This window comes from Citrobacter sp. CRE-46, from assembly GCF_059615875.1.
This window is the reverse complement of the sequence record NZ_CM184341.1, coordinates 215,152-235,979: the sequence shown is the minus strand read 5'-3', so window position 1 is coordinate 235,979 and position 20,828 is coordinate 215,152. Positions and strand designations below refer to the sequence as shown.

Here is a 20,828-nt window from a genome sequence, read left to right as displayed (position 1 = left end):
ACCATCGCATCCGGCCTGACATCACTTCTTCATTTGCGACAGTATCGCCCGGCACTGGTTGGCTTCCCCTTCGGAAGGGGAAATCAGCGCCAACAGTGCCGCCGCTGGAGTGACTAACGTGGCTAATGCGGCGGCAACCGCACCACGCGCAATCAATGGCCCGGCTTTTACACCTGCCTGCGGGTTCTTGAAGGTCCCGCGAACATACAGCGGCGAACGCAGCGTAATAATACGAATACCTTTGCTCTCTGGATCGATGGTTAAATCCAGTTGCTCAGAGGCAAAACTCGCGGTCCCGGTCACATTGATCACCGCATTTTCCGTATCAAAAGCAAAGATTTGAGGACGCGCCACGCCGTTAACGATATCCAGATTCGCCGCCGCGCAGTTCACCCGGACCTCATCGTCACCAAATATCTGACCAACGAGATAGTTACCCAGATTTAATCCCACAATTTCCATCAGATTCCGGCTGATTAAGCCATCGTTCATCAGCAGCTTCAGGTTGCCATTGCTGTTCCCCAACAGCGCGGCCACCGAGTTTCCGCTGCCGCTAAATTTAGCGTCACCGTTCATTTCACCGAGCGTTTTCTGCATCAGTTCTACATCCGGCATGAGCTCTTTTAGCTTCAGGCGGCGAGCCTGAATATCCGCCTGCCCACGCATCGGCTTTTTATCCCCTTCCAGATGGATTCTGGAAACAATGCTGCCTCCCGCCAGGCCAAATTTCAGCGGCTGCAGGCGCAGGTCGGCATTTTTCAGGATGATATGGGTGGAGAGATCGCTAATCGGTAGGCTGCTGCCGTGTTCAATGCGCCGACCTTTAAAACGTACGTCAGCATCCATCACATTCCATTTGTCAGTTTCGAAACGGTCATACGGTAAGACTTTATCGGCAGGCTGGACGCTCTTCTCACCTTTGCGCTGTTCAGACTGTTTGGCCTTTTCCGCGCCTTTCCCCGAATCCACACCAATCAGCGGTCCCAAATCAGCCAGTCTCAGCTGGCGTGATTCGACGTCCCCTTCCAGTTTCGGACGCGGCTTACCGGTCGTATAAGTTAGCGTCCCATGAATATCGCTGTCGCCAATGCGGCCATTAAAATCGCGGTAATCAAAAACGGAGGATTTTTCCGGGTCGATTTTCGCCACCAGACGCCCGTCGGTTTCAAACGGCGGCGTATCCGGGAGCAGCACCCCCGTCAAATCGTACAAATCCCCTAGCGAATCACCCGAGAATTTAAGCCGCAGATCCACGCCGCCCATATTCATCGGGTCATTTACCGTACCGGTAAATGCTACGCGCGTATTGCCCGACCGGAAATCAGCCTGCACCGGGAAAGGGGTTCCTTCGCCCCTCAGCGCCAGCATCCCGCCTATTTTTCCGCTACCGCTTAGCGGTTCGTCGTTATAGCGTCCTTTGGCCTGCAAACCAAATACGTAATCCTCAACGCGGGTTTGACTCTCTTTACTTTTTGCGCCCGTCACTTCGCTAAAAGGCAATGGCTTACCCAGCGGATCGACCAGGATCTCAAGCTCCGAGCGGGTCACCTTATCGTTAATAGCGATGCGTCCTTGATCGAAGAGAATATTATCCAGCCGGAAAGACCACGCAGAGGGCGACGCATTAGGATCGCGGTTTTCATCTTCTGCGAGGGTAAAGGTCCAGTTATTGTTTTTTTCCGACAGGCGAATAAGGCGCGCATCAGGCTTTACCAGCTTGACCCACGGTAGCCAGACGGTTTTTGTCAGCAATGCCAGCGGCGCGAGCGTGGCTTCCACACGGGGAAGATGCACCATGGTGACGTCAGGAATGTCCGGCGGGTTGCCAAGGATAATATCCTCGGCATGAACGTGCGGCCACGGAACCCAGCTACGCCAGCCGGTTTCCTGCTTCTGGCGCTCCCAAACCACGCCCAGATCGCCCCGTATGGCGAAGGGCCGGTTGAGTTCTGTAGAGACTTTCTGGTTGATGGTCGGTTTGAGCCGGTTCCAGTCAAATGTCGCAATCACAATGATGAATACGACGATCAACAACAAGAAAACCCCTAATACGGATGTGGTTATTTTGCCTGCTTTTGTCATAGTTAGCGTCCTCACTTCCTTCCTTGCCTGTCCTAAAGATAGTCCAGCAGGGCAAAATGAGGGACGCTACATCCGAATCAAAGCGACAGGATCACCTCTTCGAGGGTATGCAGAGGTACTGGACGAGAAAGAAAATAGCCTTGCGCCGCGAAAGCCGGTGAGTTTTGCACATCACGCCACTCTTCAAGTGTTTCAACACCTTCAACAATTACCCCGCGGCAATAGCGGTTCATCAGCTGTAACAACAGCGTGAAGAGATTGCGGCCTTCCGGCGTCTGGCGCAGCATGACAAACAGATCCCGCGCCACTTTAATATAGTCGTAACTCACTTCGCTCAGGGCCGAGAAGTTCGCCATTCCGGTACCAAAATCATCCAGCCAGAGGGGACCAAACTCGCACATTGAGGCGAACGACGACCCCTTCGGCAGGCGGATATGCTCCACCAGCTCAAAACGCAGCCACGGCAGGCATTCGATGATTTTCAGGATTTCAGGATCCTGGCGCATCGCAATCAGCGTTGGGCCATCGACATTCACCGAAGCCAGCAGGTTATTGGCTCTGAAAAAGTCCTTTTTCAGCTCAAGCTGCAGGAGCTGCTCTTTCACGACCTCTATACGGTGTCGGACGGCCACTTCAGCAAAATAGCGATCTGGCGCAATACGTTGGGCAGGATTATCAGGATGGGTCACGACGGTCAGCAGTTCAACGGCCATCAGCCGTCCGTCGGTCTGGTAAATCGGCTGATAGGTGTAAGCACGCTCGCACTGCAGCCAATAGCGTCTCGCCTGCAAGCTTTCGATACTCGCATCGGGCGTAATGAGCTGCTGGGTAACCTGCTTTATCATCAAAGATGTCCTGTAAATAAGAGTGTGACTGACCGGACTCGTCAAAGGTTATCGGCGCTCAGGCGCAGAACTTTACGTTCCGCCGCAGGCAAAATAAAAACCAGGCGGCAAAAAACAACGCAGAACACGTGCTGGCTCAAAAAAATAATGGAACGTTGTTTTAATATGGTTGACCACTTAACACCCACAGCGCACACTAACGCTAATTTTTTTCAGAGCAGGTTACGACTATGTCCAGAAAGATTGCCGTGATTGGCGAATGCATGATTGAGCTGTCACAGAAAGGCGCCGACGTTCAGCGCGGATTCGGTGGCGACACGTTGAATACATCCGTTTATATCGCCCGCCAGGTCGATGCGGCGGCACTTTCGGTACACTATGTGACTGCACTGGGTACTGACAGTTTCAGCCAACAAATGCTGGACTCCTGGCAGGGTGAAAATGTTGACACCTCATTAACCCAGCGTATGGAAAACCGCCTGCCGGGCCTCTATTACATTGAGACCGACAGCACCGGCGAGCGCACCTTCTATTACTGGCGTAATGAAGCCGCAGCAAAATTCTGGCTGGAGAGCGAACAGTCCGCCGCGATTTGCGAAGAGCTGGCGACATTTGACTATCTGTATCTGAGCGGAATCAGCCTGGCGATTCTAAGCCCGGCCAGCCGTGACAAACTGCTGACGTTACTGCGTGAATGCCGCGCTAACGGTGGAAAAGTCATTTTTGACAATAACTACCGCCCACGCCTGTGGAGCAGCAAAGAAGAAACGCAGCAGGTTTATCAGCAGATGCTGGAATGCACCAATATCGCGTTCCTGACGCTGGATGATGAAGACGCATTGTGGGGTGAAAAACCTGTAGCCGAGGTGATTGCCCGTACTCACGCGGCTGGCGTTCAGGAAGTCGTGGTGAAGCGCGGCGCAGACTCTTGTCTGGTTTCTATCGAGGGTGAAACGCTGATCGACGTCCCGGCCGTTAAATTACCGAAAGAGAAAGTGATTGATACCACCGCAGCGGGAGACTCCTTCAGCGCCGGGTATCTGGCGGTACGTCTGACCGGTGGCAATGCCGCCGATGCCGCAAAACGCGGTCACCTGACGGCAAGCACGGTGATTCAGCATCGCGGGGCGATTATCCCACGCGACGCTATGCCGCAATAACGTGTTGTTCTTGTAGGCCGGGCAAGCGAAGCGCCCCCGGCCTACCCACCCAAGGCCGGATGGCGGCGTAATCGCCTTATCCGGTCTGGAGGTTACTGTACCGGCGGGATATCCGTCACTTCAGGATGTGATTCATCCGTTTCTACCGGCGTTGCCGCCGCGGTAACGGGCGCCATAATGCTATCCCACGTCGCCTGCAGCTCCTTCATATTGAATTCAGGTTCCCCCTTCGGCTGCAGCAGAATTAACGCCATATCTTGCGACAGTTGCTGGCGCAGATCCTGATTCAGCATCTCCACGTTCAGACTGTTGAGGAAGCTCTGGCGTAAACGCTGATACTGTTCAGGCGCGATATCCACCACCTGATTTTGCAGCGAGCGCAAACGCTGGCTGATCAAAATGTCGGTATCGGTACGGCCATAGGTGGCAAACAGTTTCTGCAGTTCCAGATTTTTTTGCGCCACCAGCGCATTGAACTCTTCTTCCGGCAGGCCCTTATCACGCACTTTCGCCAGCTCACGCGCAACCGTACCGAGGTTCGCATTCAGCTTACCGTTCGGCGATTCCACGTTGATAGCGCACTGGGCACGCAGGAACAGCACCCGACAATCAAATCCAAGGCCGATATCTTTGGCATTGTTTTTGGTCAGTTCCTGCTGAATATGCCAGAACAGCGCTTCACGGGCTAAATCAGCGCGCCAGTAGCGCAACAGCGCGGCGGATTCACGGATTGGCTGCCATGGCGTGTCCCACATGATGGAAAGGCGATCCTGACGTACCGCATCGGTCATAATGCTCACGGCTTCTGCACGCAGCGGTGAAAGCGTCGGCACCGGCGCTGGGGTTTCCCGTTTTCCTTTTAACTCGCCAAAGGTTTTATTGATTTGTTCAGCCACGCTGCGCGCATCTACGTTACCCACGATAATCAGCGTCATCGCGTCCGGGGTATACCATTTCTGGTAGAAGGAGTGGATTTTCGCGGCATCGACAGGCGTTTTAAGCGGATCAGCTGGATCATGCCCCAGCAGGGTTGATCCCTTCAGACGGTAACGCCACCACCCCTCTTTGGTATCTGACGGCCAGGTTGCGACCATATCTTCGCTACTCAGCGCATGATTAACCGTTTCAGGAGTGATGCTCAGATTGCCGGAAATATTCGCCAGGTAAGTAAGTGACTCTTTCAGCAAGTCGTTACGGCTGTTAGGCAGACTGAGGTTATATAGCGTGGAATCATAAGAAACGATAACGGGCGGCATGGGACGTTTGGGATCGAATCCCTGCTGCCACAGTGAACGGGCTTGCGTGGCATCGAGGCCACCGCTTTGCGTCAGCGCGATACGCGGGATCGCATGGCTGAAACCACTCTGTTGCGTACTTTCGGTGAGTGAACCGGTATTGACCAGCAGGCGAACCTCAATACGGTCGCTGGGGCGCTGGGGAGTGGCTAGCACTTGCCACTGTAGACCATTTGCCAGCGTGCCCTGTTGCCACGCCGGGTCAGGCTGGAGCGCATCTGCCTGCACATAGCCGGCAGTGGCCATCATCAGCAAGCCGCCCGCTAAAAGTCGAATTTTTGTGCCCTGCATGTGAACCCCTGATCAACTATCCTGGTAATAAAAAGACAGCCCGCGAAAGGACTCTCTGAATATGACGTTAAAAACACTTCGTGTTAGACCGCAAGAACATGAAAATGTCACGGAGGAAGTGAAAAAATCCCGACGCCGCCGAATCGACGGTTTCAGGCACAGGGGGTAATTATGCGCAAACACCCGCAGTCCTGGAAGGGACTACGGGCATAAGTGACGAGATTAAGAGGATAAATCGTGCGTTTTGCCATCCGGCGCACGATTATTCAGCGTGTCATCCAGCTTTTTGGTATCCAATTCTTTCACCCATTTAGCCACAACGACAGTTGCCACACCGTTACCAATCAGGTTGGTCAGCGCACGGGCTTCAGACATAAAGCGGTCAATACCGAGAATCAGCGCCAGGCCAGCGACCGGTAAATGCCCCACCGCAGAGATAGTCGCGGCCAGAACAATGAAGCCACTCCCGGTCACACCCGCAGCACCTTTTGAGGAGAGCAGGAGCACGACCAGCAGGGTTATCTGATGGAAAATATCCATATGACTGTTGGTGGCCTGAGCGATAAACACCGCCGCCATCGTCAGATAGATTGATGTCCCATCAAGGTTAAACGAGTACCCCGTGGGTATAACCAACCCGACAACCGACTTCCGACAGCCCAGTTTCTCCATTTTATCGAGCATACGCGGCAGTGCGGATTCAGATGAAGACGTACCCAGTACGATCAGCAGTTCTTCACGGATATAGCGGATGAATTTGAAGATGCTGAAGCCAGTCGCGCGAGCAATGGAACCCAGTACCAGAACGACAAACAGAATACAGGTGATGTAGAAGCAGATTATCAGCTGACCCAGTTGCACCAGCGTTCCGACGCCATATTTACCAATGGTAAAAGCCATGGCACCGAAAGCACCGATCGGCGCCAGGCGCATGATCATATTGATGATGCCGAAAATAACCTGCGAGAAGCTTTCAATTACGTTGAAAATCATCTGGCCTTTGCTGCCCAGACGATGCAGAGCAAAACCAAACATTACCGCAAACAGTAATACCTGCAGGATGTTACCGCTGGCAAACGCGCCAATGACGCTCGCAGGGATAATGTCCATCAGGAAACCTACGATCCCCTGGTCTTTTGCCTGTTCGGCGTAAATCGCTACCGCTTTGGCATCCAGCGTTGCCGGATCGACGTTCATCCCGGCACCGGGTTGCACCACGTTGACGATGATGAGGCCGATGATCAGCGCAATCGTACTGACAATTTCAAAATAGAGCAGTGCAACCGCACCGGTGCGGCCTACTGCTTTCATACTTTCCATGCCTGCAATGCCGGTCACGACAGTACAGAAGATGACAGGTGCGATGACCATCTTGATGAGCTTAACGAAAGCATCACCAAGCGGCTTCATTTGGGCGCCTAATTCAGGGTAGTAATGGCCAAGGAGAATACCAATGGCAATTGCTGTCAGGACCTGAAAGTAAAGGCTTTTGAATATAGAGGTCTTCATAGGGTGTCCTTAAAGTAAAAACCACAGGTCTTGTAAGGTTTTGTTTAACCTGCGGCCTTAAAGTAACACCCACTCAACATGACAGAAATGCACCTGGATCATAATTGATACAAAAATGTTAAAAATTTTGAGCTGGCTCGCACAAGCGAGACCTTTTTTAACTTTTGTAATCAGCGCCTTCCGGTGCCAGATAGCGTTCTTCAAAGATATTTGCCGGAACGGGTCGGGCAAACAGGAAGCCTTGCGCCACTTCCACCCCTGCTTGTGATAACCATTCGCGTTGCGCTTCCGTTTCAACGCCTTCGGCGATCATCTGCAAGTTGAGACTGTGTGCCAATTGAATGATGGCGGAGATCATGCTGCAATCTTCGGGCACGCCATCGACAAACATCTTATCGATTTTGAGTACATCCACCGGTAGCGACTTCATATGCTGTAGCTGCCGCAGACCCGCATACCCCATGCCAAAATCGTCCAGCGCGATGCGCACGCCCGCGTTGCGCAGCGGTCGCAAAATGGCCACCGCGGCATTGGGATCGTCAATATGTCGGCTTTCAGTCACTTCGAGGATCAATGTGCCAGGCTTAATGCGATAGCGCGTTAACAACTCCAGCAGATCAGACACCATATTGGGGTGCATCAACTGGAGAGCGGATAAATTCACCGAGAGCGGCAGCATCAGACCGCGTTCTTGCCAGGCTGACAGCTGGCGGCATGTTTCTTCCAGCACCCAATAACCGACGGTCACCATCAGACCACAAGACTCAATTCTGTCGATTAACCCTTCTGGCAGCTCCCAGCTACCGTCCGGCTGCTGCATCCGCAATAATGCTTCTGCGCTCAATACCTTGCCGCTGGACATCTCTACCTGGGGCTGCATCCAGAGCGCAAATTGCTGGTTATCCATGGCGGTTAAAATATCGTTTTCCTGGGTTAAACGCTGCTGCGCCTCTTCCATCTGCAACGGATCAAAGAACTGAATTTGGTTTTTACCCTTATGACGCGACGTTAACACGGCGGAAAGGGCGCGGCGGTAGAGCTGCTCTGCAGTTAAATCACCATAAAACATCGCCACCCCGATGTTGCAGTTCGGACGTAGTTGAATGCCCTGAATCGGTAACCGCTCATTAACGATAGTGAGTACTTGCTGACCTAGTGTAATGGCATGCCAGGGCTCTTTTACACCATGCGCGATGATGGCGAAGTCATAGCCGCTCACCTGGGTAAGCACCATTCTGGGGGCCAATACCGATTTTAGTTTTTCGACTAACGTCAGCAGCAAGATTTCTCGCTGAGTTTCGGTTAACACGCCCGCGGTATCACGCAGGGTTTCACAGGTGACAATCATCAGCGCCGTCGTTTGCTGACGCGTCACCACCTGCTCCAGCAATCCCATTAAAAACGACTTGTTGGGCAATTCGGAAACCGGGAAGCGCATCGAATGGTCGCTTTGCTCTTCGCTATGGCGTTTGATGAGCTGCTGATTGAGGTTGTAGCTACGCACCAGCATACCAATCTCATCATCCTGATGCAGACGTGGTAATGCCAGTTGATAGCCAATCAGGTCCTGCTGTTGAATGTCGTTCAGCTCGCGAGCGATTTTGCGCAATGGGTGCACAATCAAACGGTTAATACACCATGAGATGGCTACCGTGAGTATTAACGATAAAAGTAAGTAAATGGTCACTAACGTTGAGAGTGTGCTCATCACAAACTTGTACATGCGGTACGAATCCGCCTGCAGCACCAGATACGCCAGCGGTTGTGGGTTCGCTGAGCGCTCAAGTGAATAGACCGGCAGCGAAATTTGCACCGGAAGCTCAAACAGGCGGGTCACCGTAACGGGAACCGGGCGTTCGGGAATAAAGCTCATCCGCAGCGCCTGAAACTGATTAGGCAGCACCACATCAGCGCGGCTGACCACGCCCGCTGGCCGAATACTGCGTAAAATGGCTTCCGCTTCGGGAATATCCCCTTTCAGGATAGTGTCGGAAAGAGGTTCACGGACGGAGCGAGCGATACTTTCCAGTTGTGTAGCCGTGTTATAGCGGTTCTGCTGTACCAGATGGAACAACAAAACGGTGCAAAAAATGAAAACAAACACCATGACAACGGCCGCGACCATTGCCATCTGCTTAATTGTTAACGAGCGACTGACACGCAAACTGACTCTCCACGGATAGACGAAACTGCCGTCAGAGTATACCCGATCGTAGCGGTATTAAGAGAGACGGTATCTGAAAACTTCCCAGCGTGCATTATCGCGACAGGATAGGCACCTGACGACGAGATTTATCTGCATTTAAGCCGAAAAAGGCCGCAAGGTCACCCCTGCGGCCTGGTTAGGGCGCATATTGCCATCACGGCAGGCAGACGCCCACTAAGCGCATTACTTCCTGTTACGCAGCCAGCTCACAATCAGACTGGCAATAATACCAGCGATGACTGGAGCCGCTAAATCGTGCCAGAAGGCCACGCCTAACTGTACGAGCGTCATATAGCCGCCTGTGTTGCAATGGCAACTGTTCGCGGCTATCCTTAACTTGTCTGGAGTCAAGTTAGCCCCCGTTTTGTTGCCAGGTTTATACTGAACAACGTGCGGGGGTTTTCTCTTTCCAGCAACCGATGCCGCCGGGGATCAAGCCCCCGCAACATTGCGCCTCACCGGGAATTCCCGGCTTGCCCCTGATTCTACGGTAGCCCATTCGCCATATCACCGCGCAATATTCCGCTCTGCGTAGTGCCTCGCATTTCACCCGTTTCTCGCCAGTACGCTGGAAAGATTCTTGCCAGTTGGCAACATTCCTGCCGACTATTAATCCAGGTAAATACATAACTCATTGATATCTATTAATTCAATTTCTGGCACAGCGATTGCTATTTGAGTGTGAGCTGTTCTGTTCCGAATTAAAGGAGATATCATGTCTGACTGTCGTACTTACGGATTCAACACCCAGATCGTTCACGCAGGGCAACAACCCGATCCTTCAACTGGCGCGCTCAGTACGCCTATTTTCCAGACTTCAACGTTTGTATTTGACAGCGCCGAACAAGGTGCCGCCCGCTTTGCGCTTGAGGAGTCCGGGTATATTTATACTCGTTTGGGTAACCCCACTACCGATGCGCTGGAGAAAAAGCTGGCGGTGCTGGAAAGAGGTGAAGCCGGACTGGCAACCGCGTCCGGTATTTCTGCCATCACCACAACGCTGCTGACATTGTGCCAGCAGGGTGACCATATCGTTTCCGCCAGCGCAATTTACGGCTGCACCCACGCGTTTTTGTCGCACAGCATGCCGAAGTTCGGGATTAACGTCAGCTTTGTCGATGCGGCGAATCCTGAAGAAATTCGCGCCGCCATGCGCCCGGAAACCAAAGTGGTGTATATCGAAACGCCCGCCAACCCGACGCTCTCATTGGTTGATATTGAAACGGTGGCCGGCATTGCCCATCAGCAAGGCGCAGTGCTGGTGGTGGATAACACCTTTATGTCGCCGTACTGCCAGCAGCCTTTGCAACTGGGCGCAGACATCGTGGTGCACAGCGTCACCAAATATATCAACGGCCACGGGGATGTGATTGGCGGCATTATCGTCGGCAAGCAGGAGTTTATTGACCAGGCGCGGTTTGTGGGGCTGAAAGATATCACCGGCGGCTGCATGAGTCCGTTCAACGCCTGGTTAACGCTGCGCGGCGTTAAAACACTGGGCATTCGAATGGAACGACACTGCGAAAATGCGATGAAAATCGCCCGTTTCCTGGAAGGGCATCCATCCATCACCCACGTTTATTATCCCGGCCTCTCTTCACATCCGCAGTATGAGCTTGGCCAACGGCAGATGAGTCTGCCAGGAGGAATTATCAGCTTCGAAATCGCCGGCGGCCTCGAGGCTGGCAGACGGATGATCAATTCTGTAGAATTGTGCCTCCTCGCGGTCAGTCTCGGTGATACCGAAACCCTCATTCAGCACCCAGCGTCTATGACACATTCGCCCGTTGCGCCAGAGGAACGGCTTAAAGCAGGTATTACCGACGGGCTTATCCGTCTTTCTGTGGGTCTTGAAGATCCAGAAGATATTATTAACGACCTTGAACACGCCATCAGAAAGGCAACATTCTGACCACTACAGTCTGAACCGACGCCGATCGGTTCAGACTGTTGAGAATCAAGGCACAACAGTCTGGCTATACGCGCAATCCTTTTCCGGGGAGAGCGTGTATTTTGGGCAGGGGGTTCTATGCAGGACAACACATTACAATTAAGCAACAATACAGCAACCGCCGTACCAATCTCAAAAAAGATACCGTTTACGAAATACGATTTTGGCTGGGTATTACTCTGTATCGGCATGGCAATTGGCGCCGGAACGGTACTGATGCCGGTACAAATTGGCTTAACAGGTATTTGGGTATTTATTGTCGCCTTTATTATTGCTTATCCCGCAACTTATATTGTGCAGGACATTTATTTAAAAACATTATCAGAGAGTGAAACCTGTAATGACTATACTGATATTATAAGTCATTATTTGGGGAAAAACTGGGGCGTATTTCTTGGCGTCATCTATTTCCTGATGATTATTCACGGCATATTTATTTATTCCCTATCAGTAGTATTTGACAGTGCCTCTTATATCAAAACTTTTGGCTTGACCGAGGCCGACCTTTCGCAGTCAATAATCTACAAAGTAGCCATTTTTGCCGTGCTGGTCGCCATTGCATCCGGGGGAGAAAAGCTGCTGTTCAAAATCTCCGGTCCGATGGTAGTAGTAAAAGTGGGTATCATCATCGTGTTTGGTTTTGCGATGATTCCGCACTGGAACTTTAGCAATATCAGCGCGTTTCCTGAAGCCTCGGTTTTCTTTCGCAACGTGCTGTTGACCATCCCGTTCTGCTTCTTCTCAGCGGTGTTTATTCAGGTATTAAACCCAATGAACATCGCTTATCGCAAACGGGTGGCAGACCGGGTACTGGCGACGCGCATGGCGATACGCACGCATCGCATCAGTTACATTACGCTGATTGCGGTTATTCTGTTTTTCTCCTTCTCTTTTACCTTTTCTATTAGCCATGAAGAGGCCGTTTCGGCCTTTGAGCAAAATATTTCCGCCCTGGCGCTGGCAGCGCAAGTTATTCCAGGACAAATTATTCATATCACCTCAACGGTACTGAATATCTTCGCCGTATTAACGGCGTTTTTTGGTATTTACCTGGGATTCCATGAGGCCATTAAGGGTATTATTCTTAACATCCTGAGTCGCGTCATTGACGTTGAGAAAATTAATCCGCTGGTGCTCACGCTGGGTATTTGCACATTTATTGTGATTACTCTGGTTATTTGGGTGTCGTTCCGCGTATCGGTGCTGGTATTCTTCCAGTTGGGGAGCCCACTGTACGGGATTGTGTCGTGTATTATTCCATTTTTCCTGATCTATAAAGTGACGCAGTTAGAGAAATTGCGCGGTGTTAAAACCTGGCTGATTCTGCTGTACGGAATTCTGCTGTGCCTGTCGCCATTATTGAAGCTGATTGAATAACCCGTCTAACGCGCCGTCAGCCACTGGCGGCGCTTAACTCACACTCTCCAACTGATAGCTGCGAATTTTATTCAACACCGTGGTATGCGACACCCCCAACGCTTTAGCGATATGCCGCGACGACACATTATCTTCTACCATTTGTTCGATGAGCTGGCGCTCAGCACTAAGCACTTGTTCTTTAAAAGGGCGTTCCGTTGGGGCTTGTTCAACCGCAGGTAAATTCACCATTCCCAGTTCGTCCAGGGTAATGACATCCGATTCCGCCATCAGCATCAGACGAATAATGGTATTTTCCAGTTCACGAACGTTTCCCGGCCAGGCGTGATGATGCAAGGCCGCAAAACAGGCTTTATCCAGGATTATCCGGCGCTGGAACTCCTTCGCATACTTCTGCACAAAGTGGCGAATAAGCAGACTAATATCCTGCGGGCGCTCCCGTAAGGGAGGAATGGTGAGTGAAAGTACGTTGATGCGATAATAGAGATCGGCGCGCAACAGACGTTGTTCCACCATCTCTTCCAGATTAGCGTTGGTTGCCACAATAATACGTACATTAACCGGTATAATTTGTGCGCCGCCAACGCGACGAATCCCACCATCCTGAAGCACGCGCAGTAATTTAGCCTGTAAGCTCAGCGACATTTCACCAAACTCATCAAGAAAAAGGGTGCCTTTATCGGCCATTTCAAACAGCCCTTTTTTGCCTTTACAATCTGCGCCGCTAAAGGCTCCTTTCTCATAGCCAAAGAATTCACTCTCCATCAGCGACTCAGGCAATGCAGAGCAGTTGACCGGAATAAACGGATAAAACCGCCGCTTCCCGGAATTATGGATAGCCCGGGCCAGTAGCTCCTTGCCGGTTCCCGTGTCACCGCGGATCAGAACGGTATATTTGCTGTCGGCAATTCTGATCGCCTTTTCGATAAGCAAGCGCATGCTCTGGCTAGTGCAAATAATGTCAGAGAAATAGCGCGGGCGTTCCGGCTCGGACGTTGACAGTTCGCTTATCTCTTCACACAGGTAAGCGACATTAATAATATCGGCTCGCTGGCTCAAACACGTTTGCACGCAGGAAATATCCTGCAGCTGACGGCACCAGGATTTAATCAGGATCCGTCCCGGTGTGACTTTCATTGAGATGATATTGATATCACAGCAGGAAAATTCCTTCAGGACATCCTCAACCATCGATAGTCGATCAATTGTTTTAATATCCCAGCGTATCGTGACCACATTTGCTCCTGATCGTTAGCAACTGCGAAATCGCTATTTCTGTGACAAAAGGGTATCTGACTACATTTTAGACGCTATGGAATAATGTTCTGCCAGAGGACTCACATTGTGGACGTAAAAACAAAATATAAAAAAACCGGAGCACAAGGCTCCGGTTATTAGGTCATAACCCACGTTTATCGCTGTGGGTTTTCATCCTGGTCCACGGCGAAACAGGCCACCAGTTGACCGCCATAATCTTTCAACTGCGGCTGAAGCTGGGTACACGGACCAAAACGACGGCGGCAGCGGGCGTTGAACGCGCAGCCCGGCGGCGGATTCAGCGGGCTTGGCAGCTCGCCGGTCAGCTTGATACGTTCGCGGCGGTCGTCCGGGTTCAGACGTGGCGTGGCTGAAAGTAGCGCCTGGGTATACGGATGACGCGGATTATTGAAGATCTGATCCTTAGTCCCTTTTTCCACACAGCGGCCTAAATACATCACCATCACTTCATCGGCAATGTGCTCCACCACCGACAGGTCGTGCGAGATAAAAACGTAGGACAGTCCAAGATCCTGTTGTAAATCCATCATCAGATTCAGGACCTGCGCACGCACTGAAACGTCGAGCGCCGAGACCGGTTCGTCGGCTATCACCACGTCCGGGTCCAGCATCAGACCCCGGGCAATGGCGATACGCTGACGCTGGCCGCCGGAGAACATATGCGGGTAACGATCGTAGTGCTCAGTTTTTAGCCCCACTTTCGCCATCATCGCCAGCGCTTTTTCACGCCGCTGCTCTTTGCTGAGCGTGGAGTTGATCAGCAACGGCTCTTCCAGAATCTGCCCCACTTTCTTACGCGGATTCAGAGAACCGTACGGGTTCTGGAACACAATCTGGATTTTCTGCCGACGCAACTTCTGCGCTTGCGGATCGTGCTTGAGCAGATCCTGCCCCTGGTAATACAGCTCACCGCCAGTTGGAACTTCAATCATCGTCAACAGACGGCCAAGCGTGGATTTTCCACAGCCAGACTCGCCTACTACCGCCAGCGTTTTACCGCGTTCAAGAGTAAAGGAGACGCCGTCCAGCGCCTTCACCAGGCGCTCAGGGGAAAATAATCCCTTCTTTACCGGGTAGTGTTTTTTCAGATCGATCGCCTGCAACAGCGGCTGTTGCAAGGTGGCCTCATGCGTACTCATAGTGTGGGCCTCCCGGCATCATCAAGTGGGTAGTGGCATTTCGACTGACGACCGCCTTCCAGCACATTCAGTTCAGGTTCTTCAGCGCGGCATTTGTCGGTTGCATACGGACAGCGCGGGTTCAGCAAACAGCCGTTCGGACGGTCATATTTACCAGGAACCACACCTGGCAACGAAGCCAGACGCGCTTTGTCCTGCGCAAACTCCGGTAGCGCACGTAGCAATGCCTGGGTATACGGATGACGCGGCGCGCGGAAAATATCCTGCGCAGCGCCGGTTTCTACGACCTGCCCGGCGTACATCACGATGATTTTATGTGCCGCTTCCGCCACCAGCGCCAGGTCGTGGGTAATCAAAACCAGCGCCATATTCTCTTTTTGCTGCAACTCCAGCAGCAGCTCAATGATCTGCGCCTGAATGGTCACGTCCAGCGCTGTCGTCGGTTCGTCGGCAATTAGCAGCTTCGGACGACAGGCAATCGCCATCGCGATCATCACGCGCTGGCTCATCCCACCGGACAACTGGTGCGGATACACGTCCAGACGCGAGGCCGGATCGGGGATCCCCACCAACGTCAGCAGGTCAATCGCCCGCTGAACGCGCGTTTTTTTATTGCCGCCCTGATGCACTTTGATGGCTTCCATAATCTGATAGCCGACGGTGTAGCACGGGTTAAGGCTGGTCATCGGATCCTGGAAAATCATCGCCACTTCTGCACCGACTAACTGACGACGCTCTTTCTCAGAGATGCGCTTCAGGTCACGACCGTTAAACTCCAAGTTTTCGGCCATCACGCGGCCAGGGTAATCAATCAACCCCATAATCGCCAGCGAACTGACAGACTTACCAGAGCCGGACTCCCCCACAATGCCAACCACTTCCCCCTGGTTCACACTGTAGCTAATGCGGTCTACGGCGCGGAACTCGGAGCCTACGTCGCCGAAGTGCACCGATAATTTATCTACATTTAATAACGCCATCTCGAACCTCTTACTGCTTCAGTTTGGGATCGAGCGCGTCACGCAGACCGTCACCCATCAGGTTAAATGCCAGCACCGTCAGCAGGATCGCCAGCCCCGGGAAGGTCACGACCCACCAGGCGCTTTGGGCAAACTGCAGAACGTCAGAGAGCATGGTGCCCCATTCCGGCGTAGGCGGCTGTGCGCCCATCCCCAGAAAGCCGAGGGCAGCCATATCGAGAATGGCGTTAGAGAAACCAAGCGATGCCTGAACAATCAGCGGCGCAAGACAGTTAGGCAAAATATTGACGAACATCTGGCGCATCGCACCGGCACCCGCCACGCGCGAAGCGGTAACGTAGTCGCGGTTGACTTCCACCAGCACAGCGGCGCGCGTCAGACGCACATAGTGCGGTAACGCCACGAACGTCAGCGCCAAGGCGGCGTTGCCAATCGAAGGACCAAATACCGCCACCAGCACCAGCGCCAGTAACAGGCTCGGCAGCGCCAGCATGATATCGACCACGCGCATGATGACGTTATCGATAATCCCGCCAAAATAACCGGCGACCAGCCCGAGAATTACGCCCATCAGCAGGGAGAGCACCACGACCAGACAGCCGACCAACAGCGACAGACGCGCGCCGTACATCAGACGCGAGAGCACATCGCGGCCCACATCGTCAGTACCAAACAGGTGCGCCATCGTGCCGCCTTCCTGCCATGCAGGCGGCGCCAGCAGCGCATCACGGAACTGCTCAGCCGGATTATACGGGGCGAGAACATTCGCAAAGACCGCAATCAGAATCATGATGACAACATAAACCAGCCCGACAACCGCGCCTTTATTACGCTTGAAATAGTGCCAGAACTCCTGCATCGGGGTCATTGGCACCGGTGCGGCAATAACTTTATTTTCAGTAACCTGTGACATGATGGCCCCTTACTTCTTATGACGAATACGCGGGTTCACCACGCCGTACAGCAGGTCTACCAGCAGGTTGACGAGAATAATCATCGTCGCGACCAGTAACACCCCGCCCTGCACCACCGGATAATCGCGGCGCTGTAGCGCATCGATCAGCCAGCGTCCCAGCCCAGGCCATGAGAAGATAGTCTCGGTCAGGATCGCCCCGGCAAGCAATGTCCCAACCTGCAGGCCGATAACGGTCACGACGGGCAGCATGGCGTTACGCAAAGCGTGAATAATGATGACGCGCATCCGGGTCAGACCTTTGGCACGGGCGGTACGAATGTAATCTTCACCCAGTACTTCCAGCATTGATGAACGGGTCATACGCACAATTACCGCCAGAGGAATGGTACCCAGCACCATCGCGGGCAGGATCATATGCGCCAGCGCATCAATAAAGTTACCCTCTTCGCCCCAGATAGCGGTATCTATCAGCATAAAACCGGTCAGCGGGTTGGAATCATCAAGGAATACCATGTCGCTCACCCGGCCGGAAACCGGGGTCAGGTTTAGCTGCACAGACACCAGCATGATCAGCATCATGCCCCACCAGAAAATCGGCATAGAGTAACCGGTCAGCGCCAGGCCAACGGCGGTGTGATCGAAAATGGAGCCGCGCTTCACGGCAGCAAGTACCCCCACCGGAATACCTACTGCGACGGCGAAAATCATCGCGCAGACGCCGAGTTCCAGCGTGGCTTTAAAACGAGGCACGAACTCATCCCACACAGGTAAACGGCTTTTCAGCGAGATACCTAAGTCACCATGCATAACCCCCCAGATATAATGGAGGTACTGCTGCCACATCGGTTTATCCAAACCAAGTTCGGCCAGCAGTTGAGCATGACGCTCAGGGGAGATCCCACGCTCACCCGCCATGATCATTACCGGATCGCCGGGGATCATATGGACGAAGGCAAAAGTGAGAAGAGTGATACCGATAAACGTGGGGATGACGAGTCCCAAACGTCGGAGAATGAACTGCAACATAACCCGGATTCTCTCTAATGACGCACGGCCTGGAACCGTGAGTCTGTATTGCTCACAAATCTTATCCCACGCAAACTGCATCGCGGGTAAAGCATTACGCCGGATGGCGCTGCGCTTATCCGGCCTACACAACACCGGGGCGCAGCGCTTCCTTGATTGCTTTTAATTATTCGACAGAGACGTTTTCGAAGTGATGTTTGCCTAATGGATCAACCACATAGCCTTTAACTTCTTTACGCACTGGCTCGTACACGGTGGAGTGAGCAACAATCAGAGCCGGAGCCTGATCATGCATAACAACCTGAGCTTGTTTGTACAGTTCGATACGCTTGTTGTGATCGTCGGTGGCACGCGCCGGCTGGATCAAGTCTTCAAACGGCTTGTAGCACCAGCGAGAGTAGTTGGAACCGTCTTTCGCTGCCGCACAGCTGAACAGGGTGGCGAAGAAGTTATCCGGATCCCCGTTGTCACCGGTCCAGCCCATCATGACGGCCTGATGCTCACCCGCTTTGGCGCGTTTCAGATACTCGCCCCACTCGTAGGTCACAATCTTGGCCTGAACGCCAATTTTCGCCCAGTCAGCCTGAACCATCTCCGCCATACGGCGTGCGTTCGGGTTGTACGGACGCTGTACCGGCATTGCCCACAGCTCAACGGTAAAGCCTTTGTCCTGACCGGCTTCTTTCAGCAGCGCTTTCGCTTTCTCAGGATCGTAACTGTAGTCTTTAATGTCGTCGTTATAGCCCCACATGGTCGGCGGGATCAGGTTCTTCGCGGCCACGCCAGCGCCCTGATAAACGGCTTTGATGATCGCTTCTTTGTTTACCGCGTAAGTCAGCGCCTGACGAACTTTGACGTCATCAAACGGTTTCTTCTCGGTGTTGTAAGAGAGGTAGCCCACGTTCAGACCAGCCTGCTCCATCAGGTTGATGTTTTTATCCTGCTTCATGCGCGCGATGTCTGCCGGGTTCGGATACGGCATCACCTGGCACTCATTCTTCTGCAGTTTGGCGTAACGTACGGAAGCATCAGGCGTAATAGAGAAGACCAGACGGTCGATCTGCGGCTTAGTACCCCAGTAGCCCGGGAAAGCTTTATACAGAATACGGGAGTCTTTCTGGTATTGCTGCAGCTGGAACGGACCGGTACCAATTGGGTTGAGGTCTACTTTCTCCGGGGAACCGGCTTTCAGCATGTTGTCTGCGTATTCTTTAGAAAGAATAGAAGCGAAGTCCATCGCCAGATCGGCCAGGAAAGGAGCTTCCGGACGCGTCAGTACGAACTGAACGGTTTTATCGTCCACTTTTTTCACTTCGGAGATCAGATCTGGCAGACCCATCCCTTCGAAGTATTCATAACTGCCGCCAGAGACTTTGTGGTACGGGTTCTGGGCATTTTTCTGACGATCGAACGAGAACACCACGTCATCGGCGTTAAAATCGCGCGTCGGTTTGAAATCTTTATTGTCCTGCCACTTCACGCCCTGGCGCAGGTGGAAGGTGTAGGTTTTACCGTCTTCGCTGATTTCCCACTTCTCAGCAAGGCCCGGGATCACTTCGGTGGTACCGATTTTGAATTCAACCAGGCGGTTATAGATCGGTACGGAGCTGGCATCATAGGTGGTGCCAGAGGTGAAAAGCTGCGGGTTAAAGCCTTCAGGAGATCCTTCTGAACAATAAACCAGAGTTTTAGCCTGTACGCTTGCTGCGACGGTCATGGCCACCAGGCTCAGACCAAGCTTCAGCATCCCTGACTTCTTCAAGGAAATACTCATTCTTCTGCTCCAAATGTGATGTTTGTTGTTTTACCCTTTGCAGTGGGTTTGCACCGCCTGGCCTTTTTTGTTTTTTACCCGGCCGGGTCGGCGTTAAGAGGATGGGGATTCCGTTCACATAAGCGACTGAGTTGCAGTGCGGATTCTCCATGAAATGCCCCTCATGCCCTACAATCTGTCAACAGAATGTGAAAACGTCAATACAGGTAACCGTGATTTACACCAACGGTGAGAATTGACAAACAAAGATTAAAAAAAGTGCAGACGGCTATTTTCAGCAGGGAAATTTGTGCTACGCGCTCTGTACCAGAATAAATATCTTAATATTTCGCAACATTTGGTGATTAACATTTATGCAAATTCTTAAAACTTTCTAAATTAATGCTGCATATCTGAGCGATTAATACCATGAACGTTAAAACGCACAGCGGAAAATGCCAGGTTCAGCCATAAGTAGCGCAAAAAAAGTTTCATGCAAATATAAAAAAAGGCAATGGAATATGTCACAGAATCGTTAACAGTCAGTGGGAAGTGGCGCACAATTTTTGTAGACAAAATGAAGGTCAAAGATGGGATTGGAAACGCCATACACGCCGGGGTGAAACTGAGCCTGTAGGCCGGATAAGGCGTCCATCCGCCATCCGCAATATCTCCAATATTGCCTGATGGCGCTGCGCTTATCAGGCCTACAAATGCAAAAAACCCTGCTCGTTGAGCAGGGTTTTGAATTTGGTCGGTGATAGAGGATTACTCGCCACTGCGTGGCTCGCCCTGCGGGCCGTTGCTGGCGCAACGTTCTCTCGCTACGCTCGAGTCGAACCTCTTGCCCCCGGAGGTTCTCATCCTCACGGGCCATAATGCAAAAACCCTGCTCGTTGAGCAGGGTTTTAAATTTGGTCGGTGATAGAGGATTCGAACCTCCGACCCCTTCGTCCCGAACGAAGTGCGCTACCAGGCTGCGCCAATCACCGAATGCGGGGCGCATCTTACTGCTCAGCA

16 protein-coding genes, 1 tRNA gene and 1 other RNA gene are annotated in these 20,828 nt (G+C 52.4%); 3 read left to right on the top strand and 15 right to left on the bottom strand.

The genetic code is table 11. The features are described 5' to 3' along the window. Positions 1–21 precede the first annotated feature (21 nt). Entirely contained in the window at positions 22–2,082 is a 2,061-nt protein-coding gene (locus tag AC534G_RS01115; protein ID WP_038635124.1) for an AsmA family protein, read from the bottom strand. Between the two features lie 77 nt (positions 2,083–2,159). Then, complete coding sequence (gene pdeH / locus AC534G_RS01110; RefSeq protein WP_038635128.1) at positions 2,160–2,927, bottom strand: cyclic-guanylate-specific phosphodiesterase; 768 nt, start codon at positions 2,925–2,927, stop codon at positions 2,160–2,162. Between the two features lie 230 nt (positions 2,928–3,157). On the opposite strand from pdeH, the gene kdgK reads away from it, so the two are divergent. Beyond that, a complete protein-coding gene (gene kdgK / locus AC534G_RS01105; protein WP_038635130.1) occupies positions 3,158–4,087 on the top strand; it encodes a 2-dehydro-3-deoxygluconokinase in 930 nt (309 codons plus the stop codon). Between the two features lie 92 nt (positions 4,088–4,179). Here the strand turns inward: kdgK and AC534G_RS01100 are convergent, their stop codons facing one another. The 4 genes from AC534G_RS01100 to AC534G_RS01085 all read right to left on the bottom strand — a co-directional run bounded on the left by AC534G_RS01100 (position 4,180) and on the right by AC534G_RS01085 (position 9,679). Beyond that, positions 4,180–5,673 carry a M16 family metallopeptidase gene (locus AC534G_RS01100; protein WP_038635132.1) on the bottom strand — a complete coding sequence of 498 codons (1,494 nt, stop codon included), beginning with the start codon at positions 5,671–5,673 and terminating at the stop codon, positions 4,180–4,182. Between the two features lie 222 nt (positions 5,674–5,895). Beyond that, positions 5,896–7,182, bottom strand: a complete 1,287-nt coding sequence (gene dctA / locus AC534G_RS01095; protein ID WP_006687518.1) for a C4-dicarboxylate transporter DctC — start codon at positions 7,180–7,182, stop codon at positions 5,896–5,898. 157 nt (positions 7,183–7,339) lie between these two features. Further along, the gene (hmsP, locus tag AC534G_RS01090) at positions 7,340–9,346 is read right to left on the bottom strand and encodes a biofilm formation regulator HmsP (RefSeq protein ID WP_038635134.1); all 2,007 of its coding nucleotides are present in this window, start codon (positions 9,344–9,346) and stop codon (positions 7,340–7,342) included. A gap of 225 nt (positions 9,347–9,571) precedes the next feature. After that, entirely contained in the window at positions 9,572–9,679 is a 108-nt protein-coding gene (locus AC534G_RS01085) for a type I toxin-antitoxin system toxin Ldr family protein (RefSeq protein ID WP_085049070.1), read from the bottom strand. 424 nt (positions 9,680–10,103) lie between these two features. Here AC534G_RS01085 and megL point away from each other — a divergent pair, with 424 nt between their 5' ends. Next, on the top strand, positions 10,104–11,300 hold the full coding sequence (gene megL, locus AC534G_RS01080) for a methionine gamma-lyase (RefSeq protein WP_061380953.1): 1,197 nt from the start codon (positions 10,104–10,106) through the stop codon (positions 11,298–11,300). A 117-nt stretch (positions 11,301–11,417) separates the two neighbouring features. Further along, positions 11,418–12,716, top strand: coding sequence for an aromatic amino acid transport family protein (locus tag AC534G_RS01075; RefSeq protein ID WP_038635139.1), 1,299 nt, complete (start codon positions 11,418–11,420; stop codon positions 12,714–12,716). Between the two features lie 33 nt (positions 12,717–12,749). Here the strand turns inward: AC534G_RS01075 and AC534G_RS01070 are convergent, their stop codons facing one another. The 9 genes from AC534G_RS01070 to AC534G_RS01030 form a co-directional block, all read right to left on the bottom strand. Then, on the bottom strand, positions 12,750–13,952 hold the full coding sequence (locus AC534G_RS01070; protein WP_038635141.1) for a sigma-54 interaction domain-containing protein: 1,203 nt from the start codon (positions 13,950–13,952) through the stop codon (positions 12,750–12,752). A 176-nt stretch (positions 13,953–14,128) separates the two neighbouring features. Continuing rightward, complete coding sequence (dppF, locus tag AC534G_RS01065) at positions 14,129–15,133, bottom strand: dipeptide ABC transporter ATP-binding subunit DppF (RefSeq protein ID WP_038635143.1); 1,005 nt, start codon at positions 15,131–15,133, stop codon at positions 14,129–14,131. Continuing rightward, the gene (gene dppD, locus AC534G_RS01060) at positions 15,130–16,113 is read right to left on the bottom strand and encodes a dipeptide ABC transporter ATP-binding protein (protein ID WP_110496558.1); all 984 of its coding nucleotides are present in this window, start codon (positions 16,111–16,113) and stop codon (positions 15,130–15,132) included. The genes dppF and dppD overlap by 4 nt, the downstream gene beginning before the upstream one ends. Positions 16,114–16,123: 10 nt before the next feature. Further along, entirely contained in the window at positions 16,124–17,026 is a 903-nt protein-coding gene (gene dppC, locus AC534G_RS01055; protein WP_038635146.1) for a dipeptide ABC transporter permease DppC, read from the bottom strand. Positions 17,027–17,035: 9 nt separating this feature from the next. Next, the gene (dppB, locus tag AC534G_RS01050; RefSeq protein ID WP_032940634.1) at positions 17,036–18,055 is read right to left on the bottom strand and encodes a dipeptide ABC transporter permease DppB; all 1,020 of its coding nucleotides are present in this window, start codon (positions 18,053–18,055) and stop codon (positions 17,036–17,038) included. Between the two features lie 166 nt (positions 18,056–18,221). Then, positions 18,222–19,829, bottom strand: coding sequence for a dipeptide ABC transporter periplasmic-binding protein DppA (gene dppA / locus AC534G_RS01045; RefSeq protein WP_038635147.1), 1,608 nt, complete (start codon positions 19,827–19,829; stop codon positions 18,222–18,224). After that, on the bottom strand, positions 19,744–19,980 hold the full coding sequence (locus AC534G_RS01040) for a hypothetical protein (RefSeq protein ID WP_162267364.1): 237 nt from the start codon (positions 19,978–19,980) through the stop codon (positions 19,744–19,746). The genes dppA and AC534G_RS01040 overlap by 86 nt, the downstream gene beginning before the upstream one ends. A gap of 579 nt (positions 19,981–20,559) precedes the next feature. Beyond that, a non-coding RNA gene (locus AC534G_RS01035) (RtT sRNA) lies at positions 20,560–20,692 on the bottom strand. Positions 20,693–20,723: 31 nt separating this feature from the next. Next, positions 20,724–20,800 (bottom strand) — tRNA-Pro (locus AC534G_RS01030). Positions 20,801–20,828: the final 28 nt, after the last annotated feature.